Origin of the sequence: Pseudomonas sp. IC_126, from assembly GCF_004331835.1 — a bacterium.
GTDB lineage: Bacteria > Pseudomonadota > Gammaproteobacteria > Pseudomonadales > Pseudomonadaceae > Stutzerimonas.
Window position 1 is genome coordinate 932,561 of sequence record NZ_SJSS01000002.1, and the last position, 19,698, is coordinate 952,258.

The window sequence follows — 19,698 nt, forward strand, 5'->3', positions numbered from 1 at the left end:
GTTGGGTATGCGCATGCGCGCGCTGGTGAGTGGTTTGGTATTGATGCTCGCGGCCGTACAGGCCCTGGCCGCGTCCGATGTGCAAAGCGTGCGGCTCTGGCGCGCGCCGGACAATACGCGTCTGGTGTTCGATCTGTCCGGTCCGGTACAGCACAACGTGTTTACCCTGACGGCGCCGGATCGCATCGTTATCGACGTCAATGGTGGCAACCTACCCAAGCCGTTCGAGCAGCTGGCGCTGAAAAATACGCCGATTTCCGGGCTGCGTGCGGCCAAGTTCGATGCCGATACGTTGCGCGTGGTCATCGATCTCTCCGCCCAGGTCACGCCGAAGAGTTTCACCCTGACGCCGAATCAGCAATACGGTCATCGGCTCGTGGTTGATCTGTACGATGAGGGTGCCGATCCGTCCACCACGGCGGATATTCCAGCAACGACCACGCCGAGCACGCCTGCCGAGCCCGTATCACCGACCCTGCCTGCGCTGAAACTGCCACCGCTGCCCAGTAGCAAGCGTGACATCATTATCGCCATCGATGCTGGCCATGGTGGCGAGGACCCAGGCGCGATCGGTCCGGGCAAGGCGTACGAAAAGAACGTGGTACTGCAAATTTCAAAAGAGCTGCAGCGCCAGATCAACGCCGAAAAGGGCTTCCGCGCCGAGCTGGTCCGAACCGGTGATTACTTCATTCCATTGCGCAAACGCACCGAAATTGCCCGCAAGAAGGGCGCGGATCTGTTCGTTTCGATACACGCCGACGCGGCGCCGCGCTCGTCCGCTTATGGGGCCTCGGTGTTTGCTCTGTCCGACCGCGGTGCTACCTCGGAAACTGCACGGTGGTTGGCCGATAGCGAGAACCGCTCTGACCTGATCGGCGGTGCCGGCAGCGTCAACCTTGGCGAGGACCAGATGCTTGCCGGTGTGCTGCTGGACCTGTCCATGACGGCGTCGCTGGCGTCCAGCCTGAACGTAGGGCAGAAGGTGCTGAGCAACATGGGCCGGATGACGCGCCTGCACAAGAGTCGGGTCGAGCAAGCCGGATTCATGGTGCTGAAGTCTCCGGATATCCCGTCGATCCTGGTGGAGACCGGCTTTATCTCTAACCCGTCCGAAGCGCGCAAGTTGCAAACCGCTTCCCACCAGCAGTCGCTGGCCCGCTCGATTCACAGCGGTGTGCGGCAGTTTTTCCACGAAAACCCGCCGCCTGGCACCTATGTCGCCTGGCTGCGTGACTCCGGCAAGATTGCCAGTGTTCCCCGCGAGCATGTGGTGCGCTCCGGTGAAAGCCTGGCCTTGCTTGCTCAGCGTTATCAGATCAGCCTGCCTGCGCTGCGCAGTGCCAACAGCCTGAAAGGCGACGTGATCAAGGTTGGTCAGACCCTGAACATCCCCGCTACGACTCTGGCATCGCAGCCATGACCGAGGCTGCGCGCATCCAGCTGCTTAGCCCGCGGCTGGCGAACCAGATCGCCGCGGGTGAAGTGGTCGAACGGCCCGCTTCGGTCATCAAGGAGCTGCTGGAGAACAGTCTCGATTCGGGCGCCACGCGTATTGAGGTGGATGTCGAGCAGGGTGGGGTGAAGCTGCTACGCGTGCGCGACGACGGCTGCGGCATTCCAGCCGATGACCTACCTCTGGCCCTGGCTCGGCACGCGACCAGCAAGATCCGCGATCTTGAAGATCTAGAGCGCGTGATGAGTCTGGGCTTTCGTGGCGAGGCGTTGGCGTCGATCAGTTCGGTGTCGCGTCTGACGCTCACCTCGCGCACCGCCGATGCCGCTGAGGCTTGGCAGGTCGAAACCGAAGGTCGGGACATGGAGGCTCGCGTCCAGCCGGCGGCGCATCCGGTCGGTACCTCGGTCGAAGTGCGTGATTTGTTCTTCAACACACCGGCACGCCGCAAGTTTCTGCGCACCGAGAAAACCGAATTCGACCACTTGCAGGAAGTGATCAAGCGGCTGGCGCTGGCGCGCTTCGATGTGGCGTTTCATCTGCGGCACAACGGCAAGGTCGTACTCGCCCTGCATCAGGCCAGCGATGCCGCGTCGCGGGCGCGGCGTGTGGCCTCGGTGTGCGGTCCTGCTTTTCTCGAACAGGCGCTACCGGTGGAAATCGAGCGCAACGGACTGCACCTCTGGGGGTGGGTCGGTCTGCCTACGTTTTCCCGCAGTCAGGCGGATCTGCAGTATTTCTACGTGAACGGCCGTATGGTCCGCGACAAGCTGGTGGCGCACGCGGTGCGTCAGGCATACCGGGATGTGCTGTTCAATGGACGCCATCCGACCTTCGTGCTGTTTCTCGATGTCGATCCGGCCGTGGTGGACGTCAACGTCCATCCGACCAAGCACGAGGTGCGCTTCCGCGATAACCGCATGGTGCACGACTTCCTGTACGGCACGCTGCACCGCGCGCTCGGAGATGTACGTCCAGAGGATCAACTGGCCGCGCCGGCCAGCGTGACGCCGATGACTCAGATCACTGGCCTCGCTGCGGGTGAGTTTGCCGGGCAGAACGAGATGAGCCTCGCTGCCAGCGTCCTCGAACAGCCACAAACTCAACAATCCCCTTGGCGCGGAGCGGGAGCCGGCTACCAGGCGCCTCGGCCAATGCCTACCGGAAATGTCGCAGAAGCACAGGGCGCCTATCGTGAGTTCTTTTCGCCGCTGGCCGACGTGAGCCCGGCGGCCTTGCCGGAGAGCCAGGATGACGTCCCGCCGCTCGGCTATGCGTTGGCCCAGCTCAAGGGTATCTACATCCTTGCGGAAAATGCTCTGGGGCTGGTGCTTGTGGATATGCATGCTGCCCATGAGCGGATCATGTACGAGCGGCTGAAGACGGCGATGGCCAGCGAAGGGCTGCGAGGCCAGCCGTTGCTGGTACCTGAATCGATTGCCGTAAGCCAGCGTGAGGCGGACTGCGCCGAAGAGCATGCACACTGGTTCCAGATGCTCGGTTTCGAACTGCAGCGGCTTGGCCCCGAGAGTCTGGCGATTCGTCAGATTCCGTCCCTGCTCAAGCAGGCCGAAGCCACGCGGCTGGTGCAGGACGTACTCGCCGACCTGCTCGAATATGGCACCAGCGATCGCATCCAGGCCCATCTCAACGAACTCCTCGGCACTATGGCCTGTCATGGTGCGGTGCGTGCGAATCGACGCCTGACCCTGCCGGAAATGAATGGTCTGCTGCGTGACATGGAGCAGACCGAGCGCAGCGGTCAATGCAATCATGGCCGGCCGACCTGGACGCAGCTGGGCATGGGAGAGTTGGACAAGCTGTTTTTGCGTGGGCGCTAGCGGATATGAGCTTGTAGCTGAAAGCCAGAAGCTTGAAATAAGAACTCTGCAGAGTTTGGCCGCGCCCTCAGACTGGACTGATTCGCTTCCAGCTTCCTCTTAATGGATTCCACCGATGTCCCCGTTACCCCCCGCCATCTTTCTCATGGGTCCTACAGCTGCCGGCAAGACCGATCTGGCGCTGGAGCTTGCGCGCGTGCTGCCCTGTGATCTGATCAGTGTCGATTCGGCCTTGGTATATCGGGGGATGGACATCGGCACCGCCAAGCCTTCGACCGAAGTGCTTCGGGAGTTTCCGCATCGGCTGATCGATATTCGCGACCCGGCGCAGAGCTACTCGGCCGCTGACTTCGTAGGCGATGCGCTGGCTGCGATGGCGGAAAGTACCGCCGCAGGGCGCATTCCGTTGCTGGTTGGTGGGACCATGCTCTATTTCAAGGCGTTGAGCGAGGGCCTCGCCGATATGCCTGCTGCCGATCCTGCTGTGCGTGCGGAGTTGGAGGCGCAGGCACAGCTAGAGGGGCTGAAGGCGCTGCACCAGCAGTTGGCCGAGGTCGACCCGGAGTCCGCGGCGCGAATTCACCCCAACGACCCCCAGCGGCTGGTCAGGGCGCTTGAGGTCTTCAGGGTCAGCGGCATTAGCATGTCCGAACACCGAGCCCGACAAAGGTCGCAAAAAGCCGGAGCGGGCACGCCAGACGGCGGCGTCTTGCCTTATACTGTCGCGCAGTTGTCCGTCGCGCCTACGCAGCGGCAGGTCTTGCATCAGCGTATCGAGCGACGCTTCGGCGCGATGGTTGAACAGGGCTTTGTCGAAGAGGTCGAAATGCTTCGTAGGCGTGACGATCTGCATCCTGAGCTACCCTCCATGCGTGCCGTAGGCTATCGCCAGGTCTGGAATTACCTGGACGGCTCGTATTCGCGCGATGAGATGGTTCAACGCGGGGTCATCGCTACCCGGCAGCTAGCCAAGCGGCAGTTGACTTGGTTACGTGGTTGGGAGGGCGTTCATTGGCTAGAGAGTTCAGCCTGTGACAATCTGCCGCGAGCATTGAAATACTTGGAGAGGCTCACCATATTGAGCTGACACTGTAATTTGACCGGCTATCCTCAAATCACTGGCCAGCCGTGTTTGATTCTAAAAATTAATGAAAAAGATCCTTTAAGGAGTGCGGCACATGTCAAAAGGGCATTCGCTACAAGACCCTTACCTCAACACACTGCGTAAGGAGCGCGTTCCGGTTTCTATCTACCTGGTCAACGGCATCAAGCTCCAGGGTCAAATCGAGTCATTCGACCAGTTCGTCATCCTTTTGAAAAATACGGTCAGCCAGATGGTCTATAAGCACGCCATTTCGACCGTCGTTCCGGGCCGTCCGGTGCGCTTGCCAGCCGCTGGCGACGCGGAGCAGTCCGAGTCGGGTAACGACTAAAGGGGGCCTTCTTTGTTCTTCGAACGTCCCGGTGGTGGTGAGCGGGCTATCCTGGTTCATCTGGATGGTCAGGATCCAGCGGCGCGTGAAGACCCTCAGGAGTTTCAGGAGCTGGCACGATCAGCCGGCGCTGAAGCTGTTGGCTTCGTCAATGTGGCAAGGCATCAGCCTTCCGCCAAGTTTCTGATTGGCAGCGGCAAAGTCGAAGAGCTGCGTGACCTCGTCAAGGATGGCGAGGTCGAGCTGGTCATTTTCAATCACACACTGACGCCCAGTCAGGAACGCAATCTCGAGCGTGCCCTGGAATGCCGTGTGCTCGATCGAACCGGTTTGATTCTGGATATCTTTGCTCAGCGTGCGCGTACGCATGAAGGCAAGCTACAGGTCGAACTGGCCCAGCTGGAATACATGAGTACTCGACTGGTGCGTGGCTGGACTCACCTTGAGCGGCAGAAGGGTGGTATCGGTCTGCGTGGCCCTGGTGAAACCCAGTTGGAAACGGACCGGCGGCTGTTGCGTGTGCGGGTTCGTCAGATCAAGCAGCGGCTGGAGAAGGTTCGCGGCCAGCGTGAGCAGGCTCGCCGAGGGCGTCGCCGTGCCGACATTCCTCTGATCTCTCTGGTGGGCTACACCAACGCCGGCAAGTCCACGTTATTCAACGCGTTGACCGAAGCCGACGTCTACGCAGCCAATCAGCTGTTCGCGACGCTCGATCCGACCTTGCGTCGTCTGGAGTTGGATGATCTGGGGCCGGTGGTGCTCGCCGATACGGTGGGTTTCATTCGTCACTTGCCGCACAAACTGGTCGAATCTTTTCGCGCCACCCTCGAAGAGTCCAGCAATGCTGATCTACTGCTGCATGTCATCGATGCGCATGAGCCTGAGCGCGATCAGCAGATCGAGCAGGTGTTGGCAGTGCTGACTGAGATCGGTGCTCACGAGCTGCCGATACTGGAGGTCTACAACAAGGTGGATCTGCTGGAGGGTATCGAGCCGCAGATCCAGCGCAACGCAGACGGTGTGCCGCAGCGCGTCTGGGTATCGGCGCAGCAGGGGCTTGGGCTCGACCTGTTGAAGCAAGCTGTGGCCGAATTGCTGGGCGACGATCTGTTCGTGGGAACGCTTCGGCTTCCACAGAATCTTGGGCGACTACGGGCGCAGTTGTTTGACTTGGGCGCAGTGCAATCCGAATCCCATGACGATGAGGGCGGCAGTCTACTCGACGTGAGATTGCAGCGTGTCGAGCTGCATCGTCTCATCAGTCGCGCGGGTCTCGAAGCGGAACTGTTCTTCGAGCAACACACTTTGCAATAAAGCTCGGGGGGCTTTTAAGCCGTTCGTTCCGGGCTTTCGGTAGCATTGGCGGGCGCGCCGTTGGCGCGCCTTTAGCTTTATTTGAATGGAGAGCGCTATGGCTTGGAATGAGCCGGGTGGCAACTCGAACAACCAGGATCCCTGGGGTAGCGGTGGCGGTGGTCGTCGCGGTGGTGGCGATCAGAAAGGTCCGCCGGATCTGGATGAGGCTTTCCGCAAATTACAGGACAGCCTTAACGGCATGTTTGGCAAAAAGAAGCGCGGCAGCGGCGGCTCGTCGGGTGGTGGCAGTGGACGGCGTGGCGGTTTCGCGCTGCTCTGGGTCGGCTTGGTCGTGCTGCTGGCCGTCTGGTTGTCCAATGCGATCTACATCGTCGATGAGCAGGAGCAGGCCGTGGTGCTGCGCTTCGGCAAATATCACGAAACTGTCGGTCCCGGCCTGAACATCTATTTCCCGCCGTTCGATCGCAAGTTCCAGGCTAACGTCACTCGCGAGCGTTCTTATAGCAAGCAAGGGCAGATGTTGACCGAGGACGAGAACATCATCGAAGTGCCGCTAACGGTGCAATACAAGATCAGCGACCTTCAGGCCTTCGTACTCAACGTCGAAGATCCAGAAGCATCGCTGCAGCATGCGACCGATAGCGCGGTTCGCCATGTCGTAGGCTCCACGGCGATGGATCAGGTATTGACCGAGGGTCGTGAGGCCATGGCGAACGAGGTCGAGGAGCGACTGCAGCGCTTCCTCGACAACTATGGCACCGGCATCATCGTCACCCAGGTCAACCTTCAGAGTGCGGCAGCGCCGCGTGAAGTGCAGGAAGCCTTCGATGACGTGATTCGTGCACGTGAAGACGAGCAGCGCGAGAAGAATCAGGCCGAGTCCTATGCCAACGGTGTCATTCCCGAAGCGCGTGGTCAGGCCCAGCGCATGCTGGAAGAGGCGAGCGGTTATCGCGATGCGGTGATATCCCGGGCCCAGGGTGAGGCGGATCGTTTCTCCAAGCTGGTTGCCGAATACCGCAAGGCACCTGACGTGACGCGTGAGCGCCTGTATCTGGAAACCATGCAAGAAGTCTTGAGTAACACCAGCAAGGTTCTCGTAACGGGTGAGGATGGGCAGAACAATCTGCTTTACCTGCCGCTGGACAAGATGATCAACAGTCGTGGTGCTTCTGCTGAGCGTTCTGCTGCGGCATCCGTTTCGGGCGCTTCGACTCAGACTACGCGAATGCCTCCGGAACTGGATCCGCGTGAAGTGCGTACAAGGGAGGTCCGCTAATGAGCAATAAATCCCTGACCGCCCTGATTGTGGGCGTGGTGCTGGCGATCGTCCTTTGGAACAGCTTCTATATCGTCTCGCAGACAGAGCGTGCGGTGATGTTGCGCTTCGGTCGTATCGTCGAGCCCGACGTGAAGCCGGGTCTGCATCTCAAGATTCCTTACGTGAACAGTGTTCGCAAGTTCGACGGGCGGTTGATGACGCTCGATACTTCCACCTCGCGTTTCCTCACGCTGGAAAAGAAGGCGCTGATGGTTGATTCCTACGCCAAGTGGCGTGTGGATGATGCCGAGCGCTTCTATACCGCGACGTCGGGTATGAAGCAGATCGCGGACGAGCGCCTCGCGCGTCGCCTGGAGGCCTCGCTACGAGATCAGTTCGGTAAGCGGACCCTGCACGAGTCGGTCTCGGGTCAGCGTGATGAACTGATGGCCGTTGTGACCAATAGTCTGAACCGAGCCGCGCAGCAGGAACTCGGAATCGAAGTCGTCGATGTTCGTGTCAAGGGCATCGACCTCCCGCGCGAAGTGAATCGCAGCGTGTTCGAGCGTATGAGTTCCGAGCGGGAGCGTGAAGCGCGTGAGCACAGGGCAAAAGGTAAAGAGCTGGCCGAGGGCATCCGCGCGGATGCCGACCGTCAGCGGCGCGTCCTGCTGGCCGAGGCCTTCCGTGAGGCTGAAGAGTTGCGTGGTGATGGTGACGCGCAGGCGGCCGCTATCTATGCTGCAGCTTACGGGCAGGATCGGGAATTCTATTCCTTCCACCGCAGTCTGCAGGCCTACCGAGACAGCTTTGCCAGTAAGGAAGATGTCCTGGTGCTGGACCCCAAAAGCGACTTCTTCCGCTATCTGGAGTCCGCAACGGCGCAATGACCGCAAGGGTCATCCGGCTGGACGATGCCGTCCACCGGGTGACCCGTTGGCGAAACATTGTTATGATCCGCGAGCCGGGGAAAACCCGGCTTTTTTGCGTCTGCGCCCTGGTGGGGCAGACTGATCCGGGCGTGGCCAGCCATGCCGATCCCCTTATGGGGCGTGGCGCTGTCGCCATGGTTCGAACACAATCGCACGCGACCGATGGGTGGCCCAGGCCGGAGCCCCGGTGTTCGTCTGCTTGACTAGGCTTGCCGTATCGAGAGGTGATTGGCGAAATGGCAACGGTAGACCGCTGGCTACTGCCAGATGGCATCGAAGAGGTGCTGCCGCCCGATGCGGCGCGTATCGAAACCGCAAGGCGCCGTGTGCTGGACCTGTTCCAGTGCTGGGGTTACGAGTTGGTCATCACTCCTCATGTGGAGTTTCTCGAGTCGCTGCTGACGGGAGCGGGGCAGGATCTGGATCTGAAGACATTCAAAGTCATTGATCCCTTGTCCGGCAGACAGATGGGCCTGCGTGCGGATATTACCCCGCAGGTAGCGCGGGTGGACGCGCATACGTTGCGCCGGGAAGGTCCCAGTCGCCTGTGCTACGCCGGCAGCGTACTGCACGCCAAGCCTCAAGCGCTCGCGACGTCGCGTAGTCCGATTCAGCTGGGCGCCGAGCTTTATGGCGACAGCAGCACCTCAAGCGATCTCGAAGTGATCAGCCTCATGCTGGAGACGCTAGGTCTCGCCAGCGTGCCTCATCTGCATATGGATCTCGGCCATGTAGGCATTTATCGCGGGTTGGCGCGTGCGGCAGGTTTGTCGGGAGATGCCGAGCAGCGCTTGTTCGACGCATTGCAGCGTAAGGCGATGGACGAAATTGCGGCCTTGACCGCCAACGTCGAGCCGTCGCTGGCGAGCATGCTGCGCGCACTGGCACGGCTCTGCGGCGGGCGCGAGACGCTGGATGCGGCGAAAGTCGTCCTGGCTGGCGCTCCGTCGGCAGTGCGAGAAGCGCTCGATGGATTGATTCAGATCGCTGAACAGCTGGCGGTGCGGTATCCGAATCTGCCGTTGTATTTCGATCTGGGCGAACTGCGCGGCTATCACTATCACACCGGCGTCGTGTTCGCGGTGTTCGTGCCTGGCGTTGGGCAGTCGATCGCACAGGGTGGTCGTTATGACGACATCGGTGCGGATTTTGGGCGGGCGCGTCCGGCGACCGGTTTCTCGACGGATTTGAAGACTTTGGTCAGCCTCGGTAATGCCGAATTAGCGTCCCCCGCAGTCGGTATCTGGGCGCCCTATGACACCGACCCGGCGTTATGGAAGTCGGTCTGTCGGCTGCGCGAACAGGGTGAGCGTGTAGTGCAGGCTCTGGATGGACAGCAGGGCGATGCGGCGCTAAGTGTTGGCTGCGACCGGCAGCTAGTGTTGCAAGAGGGGTCCTGGACCGTAACGCCGCTGACCCGCTAATGCGGGCTGGATCGTAAGCGCCAGGCTGTTTCCAGAATTCGCCGGTCGTGACCGGTAATGCTTCGCCAAGAGGACAAAGGTTTATGGGTAAGAATGTCGTGGTCCTGGGCACCCAGTGGGGTGATGAGGGCAAGGGCAAGATCGTCGATCTGCTGACCGATCAGGCGGCGGCTGTAGTCCGCTTCCAGGGTGGCCACAATGCCGGTCATACGCTGGTCATCGACGGCGAAAAAACTGTGCTGCACCTGATTCCGTCCGGCATTTTGCGTGAAAACGTGGAATGTCTGATTGGCAACGGCGTAGTCGTGGCGCCGGACGCGTTGATGCGTGAGATCACCAAGCTGGAAGAGAAGGGCGTGCCGGTGCGTGAGCGCCTGCGCATCAGTCCGGCCTGTACCCTGATCCTTCCGTATCACGTGGCGCTGGATCAGGCGCGCGAGGCGGCGCGTTCCGAAGGCAAGATCGGTACGACGGGTCGTGGCATCGGGCCGGCCTACGAAGACAAAGTCGCGCGTCGCGGCTTGCGCATCGGCGATCTGTTCAATCCTGAGCGCTTTACCGTCAAGCTGCGTGAGCTGCTCGAGTACCACAATTTCATTCTGCAGAATTTCTATAAGGTCGAGCCTGTCGACTTCCAGAAGACGCTGGATGAGGCGCTGGATTACGCCGAGATTCTCAAGCCGATGATGACCGACGTGTCGGCTCGCCTGCATGAGCTGCGCAAGCAGGGCGCGCGCATCATGTTCGAAGGTGCTCAGGGCTCGTTGCTGGACATCGATCATGGCACCTATCCGTATGTCACCAGTTCCAGCACCACCGCTGGCGGTACGGCTACTGGTTCCGGTTTCGGTCCGCTGTATCTGGACTACATCTTGGGTATTACCAAGGCCTACACGACGCGGGTCGGTTCCGGTCCGTTCCCCACTGAATTGTTCGACGAGACCGGCGCGCGTCTGGCTGAGCGCGGTCACGAGTTCGGTTCCACCACCGGCCGCGCCCGCCGCTGTGGCTGGTTCGATGCCGTGGTGCTGCGTCGTGCCATCGAGATCAATAGTGTGTCGGGCATCTGCCTGACCAAGCTGGATGTGCTCGACGGGCTGGAAACCATCCGTATCTGCGTTGCCTACAAGGATCGCAACGGCGACGTGCTCGTCGATGCGCCGACCGACGCGGATAGCTACCAGGATCTACAGCCAGTCTATGAAGAAATGCCGGGCTGGGCCGAATCCACCGTCGGAGCCAAGTCGCTCGATGCGCTGCCGGCTAACGCCCGCGCTTACATCAAGCGTCTGGAGGAGTTGGTCGAGGCGCCCATCGACATCATCTCAACCGGGCCGGATCGCAACGAGACCATCGTGCTACGTCATCCTTACGCCTGATCGCGGCTGATGATAAAAAGACCGCCTCAGGGCGGTCTTTTCATTTCTGCTTAAGCCGCGCTGAGCTCTTGAGCTGCCGGCGCGATGCGATCAGCGTTGTTGGGGCGCTATCGGATTCGTCGTAGCGGAAACGAAAAAACCGAGCCAATGGCTCGGTTTTTTCTGAAGAGTGGTGCCCAGGAGAAGACTCGAACTTCCACGATGTTGCCATCGCTAGGACCTGAACCTAGTGCGTCTACCAATTCCGCCACCTGGGCACATTGCGATGATTGCTCACCGACTTCTGTCGATTGCTGGTCGAGGCCGACAAACCTCGTGTTTATGAATTCTCGCCAAGGCAAGAGCTTCATCGAATAAATGGTGCCCAGGAGAAGACTCGAACTTCCACGATGTTGCCATCGCTAGGACCTGAACCTAGTGCGTCTACCAATTCCGCCACCTGGGCACTGCAAACGATGATACTTCATCGTTTCCGTGTTACAACGTCTACCAGACATTGTGGGCGCGAACTATACGGGCGAGGTTATGCCTTGTAAAGCCCCGCCCAGGAAAAATAATTCGCTCGAAAGCTGCCGCCGGCGTGCGTTTCGCGCTTCAATAGATAGGGGCGTTCTGCCTCTATAAATGAATGAAAGGTGACATCTCTTAATGGCCGATTGGCAATCCCTCGATCCCGAGGCCGCACGTGAAGCGGAAAAGTACGAAAACCCCATTCCCAGCCGCGAGCTGATTCTCCAGCACCTGAGCGAGCGCGGCTCGCCAGCGGCGCGTGAGGAGCTGGTGGAAGAGTTCGGATTATCCTCCGAAGACGATATCGAAGCTCTGCGCCGCCGTTTGCGTGCGATGGAGCGTGACGGTCAGTTGATCTATACCCGGCGTGGCACTTATGCCCCGGTGGACAAGCTTGACCTGGTTTGCGGGCGCATCAGTGGCCATCGTGACGGCTTCGGTTTTCTGATTCCCGACGATAAAAGCGACGACCTGTTTCTGAGCCCTGCACAAATGCGCCTGGTATTTGATGGCGATCGCTGTCTGGCTCGGGTTGCCGGACTCGATCGCCGCGGGCGGCGCGAAGGCGCGATCGTCGAAGTGATCAGTCGCGCGCATGAAACCATCGTCGGACGTTATCAGGAAGAAAGCGGCATCGGTTTCGTCATGGCCGACAACCCGAAGATTCAGCAGGAAGTGCTGGTGACGCCGGGTCGCTCCATGGATGCCAAGCCGGGCCAGTTCGTCGAGATCAAGATCACCCACTGGCCGACTCAGCGCTTCCAGCCTCAGGGCGACGTGGTCGAAGTGATCGGCAATTACATGGCCCCTGGCATGGAAATCGACGTTGCGCTGCGCAGTTTCGATATCCCCTACGTCTGGCCGGATGCGGTGAAGCGTGAAGCGGCCAAGCTCAAGTCGGAAGTCGAGGAGAAGGACAAGCAGAAGCGTGTCGATCTGCGGCATCTGCCTTTCGTCACCATCGATGGCGAAGACGCTCGTGACTTCGACGATGCGGTCTATTGCGAGAAGCTGAGTGGCTGGAAGCTATTTTCCGGTGGTTTCCGGTTGTACGTCGCGATTGCGGACGTATCGCATTATGTGAAAGTCGGGTCGGAGCTGGACAAGGAAGCCGAGCTGCGGGGTACGTCGGTGTACTTTCCCGAACGGGTCGTGCCAATGCTCCCGGAGGAGCTGTCCAACGGTCTCTGCTCGCTGAATCCGCACGTCGATCGGCTGGCCATGGTCTGCGAAATCACCCTAAATAAATCAGGGAAAATGACCGATTACCAGTTCTACGAAGCGGTTATCCACTCCCATGCGCGGCTGACGTATAACAAGGTCAGCAGCATGCTTGAGCAGCCTTCCTCGGCCGAAGGCAAGCGATTGATTGGCGAATACGCGCAAGTATTGCCGCATCTCAAGCAGCTCCACGCGCTGTACAAGGTGTTGCTCAAGGCGCGCCACACGCGTGGTGCGATCGATTTCGAAACTCAGGAAACGCGCATTGTCTTCGGGGCGGAGCGCAAGATCGCGGCCATCACCCCTACCGAGCGCAACGATGCGCACAAGCTCATCGAGGAATGCATGCTATGCGCCAACGTGGCCACGGCGCGCTTCCTCCAGGATCATGATATTCCCGGTCTGTACCGCGTTCACGACGGGCCACCATTGGAGCGTCAGGAAAAGTTGCGGGCCTTTCTCGGCGAGCTGGGGCTGACGCTGCACAAGGGCAAGGAAGGGCCTACGCCAAAGGATTATCAGGCGCTACTGGAGCGGATTCAGGGGCGGCCCGATTTCAACGTGATCCAGACGGTAATGTTGCGGTCGTTGAGTCAGGCGGTCTACAGCCCGGACAACAATGGTCACTTTGGCTTGAATTACGAGGCATACGCGCATTTCACCTCGCCTATCCGTCGCTATCCGGATCTATTGATTCATCGCGCGATCCGCAGCGTGATCCGCTCGCGTCGCGATACGGGGCATGTACGTCGAGAGGGCGCGACCAGTATGCCAAAGGCGCGCATCTATCCCTATGATGAGGCCGCTCTCGAGCAGCTCGGCGAGCAATGCTCAATGGCCGAACGGCGCGCCGACGAGGCGACGCGGGATGTGGTGAATTGGCTCAAGTGCGAATTCATGAAGGATCGCGTCGGCGAAACCTTCCCCGGCGTGATCACCGCTGTGACCGGATTCGGCTTGTTCGTCGAGCTGACTGATATTTACGTGGAGGGACTGGTTCACGTCACTGCAATGCCGGGTGACTACTACCATTTCGATCCATTGCACCATCGGCTATCCGGTGAGCGCAGTGGGCGGAGTTTCCGCCTGGGTGATAGCGTCGAAGTTCGGGTGATGCGTGTCGATCTCGATGAGCGAAAGATCGACTTCGAACTGATCAGCGGCGGCAGCAAAGCTGGCGCGGGTGAACGTGGCTCGGCTGGTGACAAAGGTGATAGCCGGAAAACAGGGCGCGGCCGAAAAGGCACCGAAAGTTCCGCCAAAGGCGGGGAGCCGGTCAGCCCGGAGGTTCGCAAGAGCCGGGAAATCAAAAAGGCGCTGCTCGCGGATGCGAAAGGAAGCAAGTCGACCGCGAGCAAGCCCAAACGCAGCTCCTCGAAGTCTAAGGCTAACAGCAAGCCGTCGGCCAAAGCTGAAGGCGGTGCCCCGCGAAAGCGTAAGGCCAAGTCATGAGTGATCTTGAAAAAATCTACGGCCTGCACGCCGTGGAGGCTTTGCTTCGTCACCATCCGAGGCGGGTCAAGCAGATCTGGCTGGCCGAGGGGCGCGACGATCCTCGAGTACAGGCGCTGGTTCAATTGGCTGCGCAATCGAAAGTCCGCGTCGGTCAGTGCGAGCGTCGTGAAATGGATGCCTGGGTCGAGGGCGTGCATCAGGGCGTGGTGGCTGATGTCAGCCCCAGTCAGGTCTGGGGCGATGCCATGCTCGAAGAGTTGCTGGACCGGGCCCAGGGCGCGCCGTTGCTGCTTGTGCTCGACGGTGTAACCGACCCCCACAACCTCGGTGCCTGCCTGCGCACCGCCGACGCGGCCGGCGCGCTGGCGGTGATCATTCCCAAGGACAAGTCCGCAACCCTTAACGCTACGGTGCGCAAGGTGGCTTGCGGTGCGGCGGAAGTCATTCCGCTGGTGGCTGTGACCAATCTGGCGCGAACGCTGGAAAAGCTGCAGCAACGTGGCTTGTGGGTGGTCGGCACGGCGGGGGAGGCCGAGCAGGAGATCTACGATCAGGACCTCGGTGGTCCTATCGTTCTGGTGATGGGTGCGGAAGGCAAGGGTATGCGCCGTCTGACACGCGAGCACTGTGATTTCCTGGTCCGCCTGCCGATGGCTGGAAGCGTCAGCAGTCTCAACGTGTCGGTCGCCACAGGCGTCTGTCTGTTCGAGGCACTGCGCCAGCGTCGTTCGGCAGGGTAAGGGTTGACTGACAAGTTGCCCCCGCGTTGCCGTTCATCGCGAAACGGATCGCTCCTGTAGCGGTCAATTGTCCGTTTCTGGTCGGCTCTGTCGACTACTGGTTTGGTCGTGCATCTGATAGCCGCTATCGATAGCGGCCAAATCAAGCGCGCATCATGGAGGTTGTATGCCGCAGCGCCCGCCTTTCGAGGCATTGTTCAGGACTTCTCCGAACGCTTATTTATTGCTTGATCGCGAGTTGACCATCCTGGATGCCAACGAGGCCTACCTGAAGCTCACCGGGCGCCAGCTCGAAGACATCGTAGGGCGTCGCATACACGACGCGTTTGCCGTTGATCCGCAAGCCCCGGAAACGACCCATGTCGAGGAGTTGCTGGAATCGTTCGCCCGTGTGCTGCGCACCGGGGCTGTGGATACGCTGCCGATCATCCGCTACTCGATAGCGGTAAGCGCCGGTAACGGTGCGGCTTATGAGGATCGTTACTGGAGTGCAACGCACAGTCCGTTGCTTGATGAGCAGGGCGAGGTGACCGCTATCCTGCAGCACACCATGGACATTACCGAGCTGCAATCGCTGAAGGCTTCGCAGCGCTCGGCCGAATCCTGGGGGCAGCCGCTGCAACAGCTCGAAGCAGCGATCATGTCGCGCGCCGGATTGATTCAGGACGAAGGCAATCAGCTGCGCCAGCTATTCGCACAAGCTCCGGGTTTTGTCTGCTTCCTGCGCGGTCCGGAACATGTATACGAGTTGGTCAACGAGGCCTATCAGCAGCTCACCGGTAATCGTCAACTGATCGGCAAGCGGGTAAATGACGGATTGCCCGAGCTGGCGGAGCAGGGCTTCATCGATCTGCTGGACCAGGTTTATCGTACGGGCGAGCCCTACCGTGGCGCAGGGTTGCGGACGCTGTTGCAGCGTCGTCCCGATGCCGAGCCCGAGGAGGTCTATCTCGATCTGGTGTTCCAGCCAATCATTGGGCGTGACGGGCGGACGTCAGGTATTTTCGTGCAGGGCAGCGACGTGACCGAGCAGCATCGCAGCCAGCAAGAGTTGCGGGAACACCGCGAACATCTTGAGGATCTGGTTCGTGAACGGACGCGGGAGCTATTGCATAGCGAGTCCGAGCGCCGGGTGGCAGAGGCGGCGCTGATGCAGGCGCAGAAGCTCGAAGCGGTCGGTAAGCTGACCGGCGGCATCGCCCATGACTTCAACAACATGCTGCAGATTATCGGTGGAAATTTGCAGTTGCTGCGCCGCAATTTGAGCGGCGACGAGACGGCGCAGCGGCGTTTGGAGTCGGCGGTTGGCGGTGTGGAAAAAGGCGCACGTCTGGCGTCCCAGTTGCTCGCGTTTGCCAGCCGTCAGCCGCTTCAGCCGCAGTCGATCGATCTGGGTGAGCTGCTGGAGCAGATGAGCGAGTTGTTGAGCGGCGCGCTGGGACGGGCCGTGCAGGTGAAGGTCGATATCCAGTCGGATCTATGGTCGATTTTCGCCGATGTCGGCAATCTGCAGGCCGCTATTCTCAATCTCGCGGTCAACGCACGTGATGCGATGGTCGGTGGCGGTGCGCTGTACATACAACTGCGCAACCGTTCGCTGGGTGCTGCGCAGCTGGCCGATCAGCCTGGTGTCGCTGCCGGGGCTTACGTGGAGTTGAGTGTAATCGACGAAGGCGAAGGCATGCGTCCCGAGGTGCTGGCGCGCGCCTTCGAACCCTTCTTCACCACGCGCCAGGACGCCAATGCCTCGGGGCTCGGTCTGAGTATGGTGTATGGCTTCGTTCGGCAGAGCGGAGGCTTTGTTGTGCTGGAAGGCGAAGAGGGCAAAGGCACGACCGTGCGGGTCTATCTGCCGAGGGCCGCTGCCGAGGGCTTTGAAGGGGGCGAGTCGGGCGGCGAACGTGAGCGCAACCCTGCGTCGGCGTCCAGCGTCGGCATGGCCGAGGCGACGCCGGAGCAGGCTGCAGGCTTGAACATTCTCTTCGTCGAGGACGATCCGACATTGCGCATGCTCACCGGCGAGGTGATGGAGGAGCTCGGCCACCAGGTCAGTCCCTGCGAATCGGCGGAGGCTGCGCTGGAAATGCTGGAGCAACGTCGCTTCGACGTGTTGCTGACCGATGTGGGGCTGGCCGGTATGAGCGGTATTGAACTGGTGCGTCAGGCGCGGTCGCGCGATGCTGCGCTGAGTATCGTGATCGCCTCCGGATACGCCATCAATGCTCGTGAAGAAGGGCTGGATAATCTACGCACCATGCTCAAACCCTATGACATTCATCAGGTCAGGACGCTGCTCGACAGCATTCGGGCCGAACGAATGAGTGTCGCGCGCGGCTGAGCCTGGCTGGTTAAATAATCACCAAAGCGCCTTGCGTGGTTGGCCGGGCTTCTCTAGAATTGCGCCCCTTGCCCGGATGGCAGGCGTTTGCGCGCCTCTCTGGCAGGCAAGACAACATACTCATTCACTCCTTGCCTGATCCGCGTGTTGCGGCAGGCTGCAACCCGTAAGGAGCAACAATGCGTCATTACGAAATCATCTTTCTGGTCCACCCCGACCAGAGCGAGCAGGTTGGCGGCATGGTGGAGCGTTACACCAAGCTGATCGAAGAGGACGGTGGCAAGATCCATCGCCTGGAAGACTGGGGTCGTCGTCAGCTGGCTTACGCCATCGACAACGTCCACAAGGCCCACTACGTGATGCTGAACGTCGAGTGCAGCGGCAAAGCACTGGCCGAGCTGGAAGACAACTTCCGCTACAACGACGCCGTCATCCGTAACCTGGTCATTCGTCGCGATGAAGCCGAGACTGAACAGTCCGAGATGCTCAAGGCTGAGGAAAACCGTAGCGAGCGCCGTGAGCGTCGTGATCGCCCTGAATCTGACTCTGTCAACGAAAATGACAGCGACAGCGACAGCCGCGACAACAACGCTGACGAGTAATCCACGGACCTATTGAGGAGCCTATTTCATGGCACGTTTTTTCCGTCGTCGTAAGTTCTGCCGTTTCACTGCAGAAAACGTGAAAGAGATCGACTACAAGGATCTCAACACACTGAAAGCCTACATTTCCGAAACCGGCAAGATCGTTCCTAGCCGTATTACCGGAACCAAAGCACGCTATCAGCGCCAGCTGGCTACCGCTATCAAGCGCGCCCGCTTCCTGGCCCTGCTGCCCTACACCGACAGCCACGGCCGTTGATCGAGCTGTTCGACAGACGTAAAGGATAGATCGCATGCGTGCCCTGGCTGACTTCATCATGCGCGGCCGTATGCAGGCGATTGTTGTAGTGGCTGGCTCTGCGGCGTTGCCGATGTTGTTCTGGCTATGTGCTGCAGCAGGAAGCCTGGTGTTGTTGCGTCGAGGTCTGAATGACGCGCTAGGCGTATTGGTCTGGGCTGTATTGCCCGCACTGGCCTGGTGGTATTTCGGGGATCCTCGCACGCTGCTGGTACTGCTGGGATCGTTCGGGTTGGCGCTGTTGTTGCGCAACCGGAGTTCCTGGCCTCGAGTGATGTTGTGCAGTGTGGGGCTCGGGTTGTTCTATGCCTGGGCGCTTGGAATGGTTTTCGGCGAGCCGATCGCGGCGCTCGCCACCGAGTTGCAGAGAGTGCTGCCCGACATGCTGTCGGAGGCCTATCAGCAGCTCTCGGTGGAAGAGCAGACCCGTTTGGGCGCATTGCTGATACCGGTTCTAACCGGATTGTTGGCAGCGCTGCTGCAGATAGTCACCCTGCTCAGTCTGATGCTCGGACGGTATTGGCAAGCGTTGTTGTACAACCCGGGTGGCTTCGGACTCGAGTTCCGGACGCTGCGCTTTTCGCCGGTGCCGGCGATGGTGCTTCTTGCGGGCATGTTGCTAGGGCCAAGCCTTGGCGTGCAGATGGCGATGCTGGCTCCGCTGTGCAGTGTTCCGCTGGCGTTTGCCGGTATTGCATTGGTGCACGGCCTGGTGGCGAAGAATCGGATGTCGCGGTTCTGGCTGGTGGGGCTTTACGTCACGCTGGTGCTGTTCATGCAGTTGATTTATCCGTTACTGGCCGTCATGGCTATTGTCGACAGTTTGTTTGATTTTCGCGGTCGGGCATCTCGTGATGACGATGCGGGGCCTGCGAACGGTGAAGGTTAAGTTAGAGAGGTAAGACTCAAATGGAAGTCATCCTGCTAGAAAAAGTCGCAAACCTGGGCAACCTGGGCGACAAGGTAAACGTCAAGTCTGGTTACGGCCGCAACTACTTGCTGCCGCAGCGCAAGGCTACTGCTGCAACCCCGGCCAACATCGCCGAGTTCGAAGCTCGCCGTGCCGACCTGGAAAAAGCTGCTGCCGAGCGTAAGGCTTCTGCCGAAACTCGCGCCGCTCAGCTGGCCGAACTGGAAGTCACCATCACCGCTACCGCGGGCGATGAGGGCAAGCTGTTCGGTTCCATCGGTACGCACGACATCGCCGACGCCCTGACCGCCTCTGGCGTTGAAGTGGCCAAGAGCGAAATTCGTCTGCCGAACGGCACCATCCGTCAGGTTGGTGAATACGACGTAGCCGTGCATCTGCACACCGACGTCGAAGCGACCGTGAAGCTGATCGTGGTTGCTGGCTGAAACCAGCCGTCGTCTGGTACCTCTGGTGCCTGACGCGTAACATCGGGCACGTTTCCATGCGAGTGGAACGTGCCCTTTGTTTTTCTGAACATGAGGCTCTGTTGATATTTCGTGGCAAGCCGCACGAAACGCCAGCAG

At 60.0% G+C, this 19,698-nt stretch carries 16 protein-coding genes and 2 tRNA genes; 16 read left to right on the forward strand and 2 right to left on the reverse strand.

Annotation, left to right across the window (positions count from 1 at the left end):
* The first annotated feature begins 7 nt into the window (after positions 1-7).
* The 9 genes from E0D86_RS09635 to E0D86_RS09675 all read left to right on the forward strand — a co-directional run bounded on the left by E0D86_RS09635 (position 8) and on the right by E0D86_RS09675 (position 11,040).
* Positions 8-1,420 (forward strand): N-acetylmuramoyl-L-alanine amidase, encoded by a 1,413-nt coding sequence (locus E0D86_RS09635; RefSeq protein ID WP_131649780.1) that lies wholly within the window; start codon positions 8-10, stop codon positions 1,418-1,420.
* Positions 1,417-3,294 (forward strand): DNA mismatch repair endonuclease MutL, encoded by a 1,878-nt coding sequence (gene mutL / locus E0D86_RS09640; protein ID WP_131649781.1) that lies wholly within the window; start codon positions 1,417-1,419, stop codon positions 3,292-3,294. Before E0D86_RS09635 ends, mutL begins: the two co-directional genes overlap by 4 nt.
* A 115-nt stretch (positions 3,295-3,409) precedes the next feature.
* Positions 3,410-4,381, forward strand: coding sequence for a tRNA (adenosine(37)-N6)-dimethylallyltransferase MiaA (gene miaA, locus E0D86_RS09645; RefSeq protein ID WP_131649782.1), 972 nt, complete (start codon positions 3,410-3,412; stop codon positions 4,379-4,381).
* A 91-nt stretch (positions 4,382-4,472) separates the two neighbouring features.
* A complete protein-coding gene (hfq, locus tag E0D86_RS09650) occupies positions 4,473-4,727 on the forward strand; it encodes an RNA chaperone Hfq (protein ID WP_021206763.1) in 255 nt (84 codons plus the stop codon).
* A 12-nt stretch (positions 4,728-4,739) separates the two neighbouring features.
* A complete protein-coding gene (hflX, locus tag E0D86_RS09655; RefSeq protein ID WP_131649783.1) occupies positions 4,740-6,041 on the forward strand; it encodes a ribosome rescue GTPase HflX in 1,302 nt (433 codons plus the stop codon).
* A 97-nt stretch (positions 6,042-6,138) separates the two neighbouring features.
* A complete protein-coding gene (hflK, locus tag E0D86_RS09660) occupies positions 6,139-7,323 on the forward strand; it encodes an FtsH protease activity modulator HflK (protein WP_131649784.1) in 1,185 nt (394 codons plus the stop codon).
* The gene (gene hflC, locus E0D86_RS09665) at positions 7,323-8,195 is read left to right on the forward strand and encodes a protease modulator HflC (RefSeq protein ID WP_131649785.1); all 873 of its coding nucleotides are present in this window, start codon (positions 7,323-7,325) and stop codon (positions 8,193-8,195) included. Before hflK ends, hflC begins: the two co-directional genes overlap by 1 nt.
* Before the next feature lie 278 nt (positions 8,196-8,473).
* Positions 8,474-9,661 (forward strand): ATP phosphoribosyltransferase regulatory subunit, encoded by a 1,188-nt coding sequence (locus E0D86_RS09670; RefSeq protein ID WP_131649786.1) that lies wholly within the window; start codon positions 8,474-8,476, stop codon positions 9,659-9,661.
* 83 nt (positions 9,662-9,744) lie between these two features.
* Positions 9,745-11,040: an adenylosuccinate synthase gene (locus E0D86_RS09675; protein ID WP_131649787.1), complete on the forward strand. Its 1,296-nt coding sequence runs from the start codon at positions 9,745-9,747 to the stop codon at positions 11,038-11,040.
* Positions 11,041-11,210: 170 nt separating this feature from the next.
* Here E0D86_RS09675 and E0D86_RS09680 read toward each other — a convergent pair.
* Positions 11,211-11,297, reverse strand: a tRNA-Leu gene (locus E0D86_RS09680).
* Between the two features lie 101 nt (positions 11,298-11,398).
* Positions 11,399-11,485 (reverse strand) — tRNA-Leu (locus tag E0D86_RS09685).
* A 203-nt stretch (positions 11,486-11,688) separates the two neighbouring features.
* Between E0D86_RS09685 and rnr the strand changes: the two genes are divergently transcribed.
* The 7 genes from rnr (at position 11,689) to rplI (ending at position 19,560) form a co-directional block, all read left to right on the forward strand.
* Positions 11,689-14,223 (forward strand): ribonuclease R, encoded by a 2,535-nt coding sequence (gene rnr, locus E0D86_RS09690; RefSeq protein WP_131649788.1) that lies wholly within the window; start codon positions 11,689-11,691, stop codon positions 14,221-14,223.
* Entirely contained in the window at positions 14,220-14,966 is a 747-nt protein-coding gene (gene rlmB / locus E0D86_RS09695; protein WP_131649789.1) for a 23S rRNA (guanosine(2251)-2'-O)-methyltransferase RlmB, read from the forward strand. Before rnr ends, rlmB begins: the two co-directional genes overlap by 4 nt.
* A 166-nt stretch (positions 14,967-15,132) precedes the next feature.
* Positions 15,133-17,304 carry a PAS domain-containing protein gene (locus tag E0D86_RS09700; RefSeq protein WP_131649790.1) on the forward strand — a complete coding sequence of 724 codons (2,172 nt, stop codon included), beginning with the start codon at positions 15,133-15,135 and terminating at the stop codon, positions 17,302-17,304.
* A gap of 179 nt (positions 17,305-17,483) precedes the next feature.
* Complete coding sequence (gene rpsF / locus E0D86_RS09705; protein WP_131649791.1) at positions 17,484-17,906, forward strand: 30S ribosomal protein S6; 423 nt, start codon at positions 17,484-17,486, stop codon at positions 17,904-17,906.
* Between the two features lie 28 nt (positions 17,907-17,934).
* Positions 17,935-18,165, forward strand: coding sequence for a 30S ribosomal protein S18 (rpsR, locus tag E0D86_RS09710; RefSeq protein ID WP_019340128.1), 231 nt, complete (start codon positions 17,935-17,937; stop codon positions 18,163-18,165).
* Between the two features lie 34 nt (positions 18,166-18,199).
* Complete coding sequence (locus E0D86_RS09715) at positions 18,200-19,093, forward strand: hypothetical protein (RefSeq protein ID WP_131649792.1); 894 nt, start codon at positions 18,200-18,202, stop codon at positions 19,091-19,093.
* Positions 19,094-19,113: 20 nt separating this feature from the next.
* Entirely contained in the window at positions 19,114-19,560 is a 447-nt protein-coding gene (gene rplI / locus E0D86_RS09720; protein ID WP_131649793.1) for a 50S ribosomal protein L9, read from the forward strand.
* Positions 19,561-19,698: the final 138 nt, after the last annotated feature.

Excerpts from the sequence above, each read along its gene's own strand:
- E0D86_RS09635 (WP_131649780.1), top strand. The coding sequence starts at position 8 with ATGCGCATGCGCGCGCTGGTGAGTGGTTTGGTATTGATGCTCGCGGCC.
- mutL (WP_131649781.1), top strand. The coding sequence starts at position 1,417 with ATGACCGAGGCTGCGCGCATCCAGCTGCTTAGCCCGCGGCTGGCGAAC.
- miaA (WP_131649782.1), top strand. The coding sequence starts at position 3,410 with ATGTCCCCGTTACCCCCCGCCATCTTTCTCATGGGTCCTACAGCTGCC.
- hfq (WP_021206763.1), top strand. The coding sequence starts at position 4,473 with ATGTCAAAAGGGCATTCGCTACAAGACCCTTACCTCAACACACTGCGT.
- hflK (WP_131649784.1), top strand. The coding sequence starts at position 6,139 with ATGGCTTGGAATGAGCCGGGTGGCAACTCGAACAACCAGGATCCCTGG.
- hflC (WP_131649785.1), top strand. The coding sequence starts at position 7,323 with ATGAGCAATAAATCCCTGACCGCCCTGATTGTGGGCGTGGTGCTGGCG.
- E0D86_RS09670 (WP_131649786.1), top strand. The coding sequence starts at position 8,474 with ATGGCAACGGTAGACCGCTGGCTACTGCCAGATGGCATCGAAGAGGTG.
- E0D86_RS09675 (WP_131649787.1), top strand. The coding sequence starts at position 9,745 with ATGGGTAAGAATGTCGTGGTCCTGGGCACCCAGTGGGGTGATGAGGGC.
- rnr (WP_131649788.1), top strand. The coding sequence starts at position 11,689 with ATGGCCGATTGGCAATCCCTCGATCCCGAGGCCGCACGTGAAGCGGAA.
- rlmB (WP_131649789.1), top strand. The coding sequence starts at position 14,220 with ATGAGTGATCTTGAAAAAATCTACGGCCTGCACGCCGTGGAGGCTTTG.
- E0D86_RS09700 (WP_131649790.1), top strand. The coding sequence starts at position 15,133 with ATGCCGCAGCGCCCGCCTTTCGAGGCATTGTTCAGGACTTCTCCGAAC.
- rpsF (WP_131649791.1), top strand. The coding sequence starts at position 17,484 with ATGCGTCATTACGAAATCATCTTTCTGGTCCACCCCGACCAGAGCGAG.
- rpsR (WP_019340128.1), top strand. The coding sequence starts at position 17,935 with ATGGCACGTTTTTTCCGTCGTCGTAAGTTCTGCCGTTTCACTGCAGAA.
- E0D86_RS09715 (WP_131649792.1), top strand. The coding sequence starts at position 18,200 with ATGCGTGCCCTGGCTGACTTCATCATGCGCGGCCGTATGCAGGCGATT.
- rplI (WP_131649793.1), top strand. The coding sequence starts at position 19,114 with ATGGAAGTCATCCTGCTAGAAAAAGTCGCAAACCTGGGCAACCTGGGC.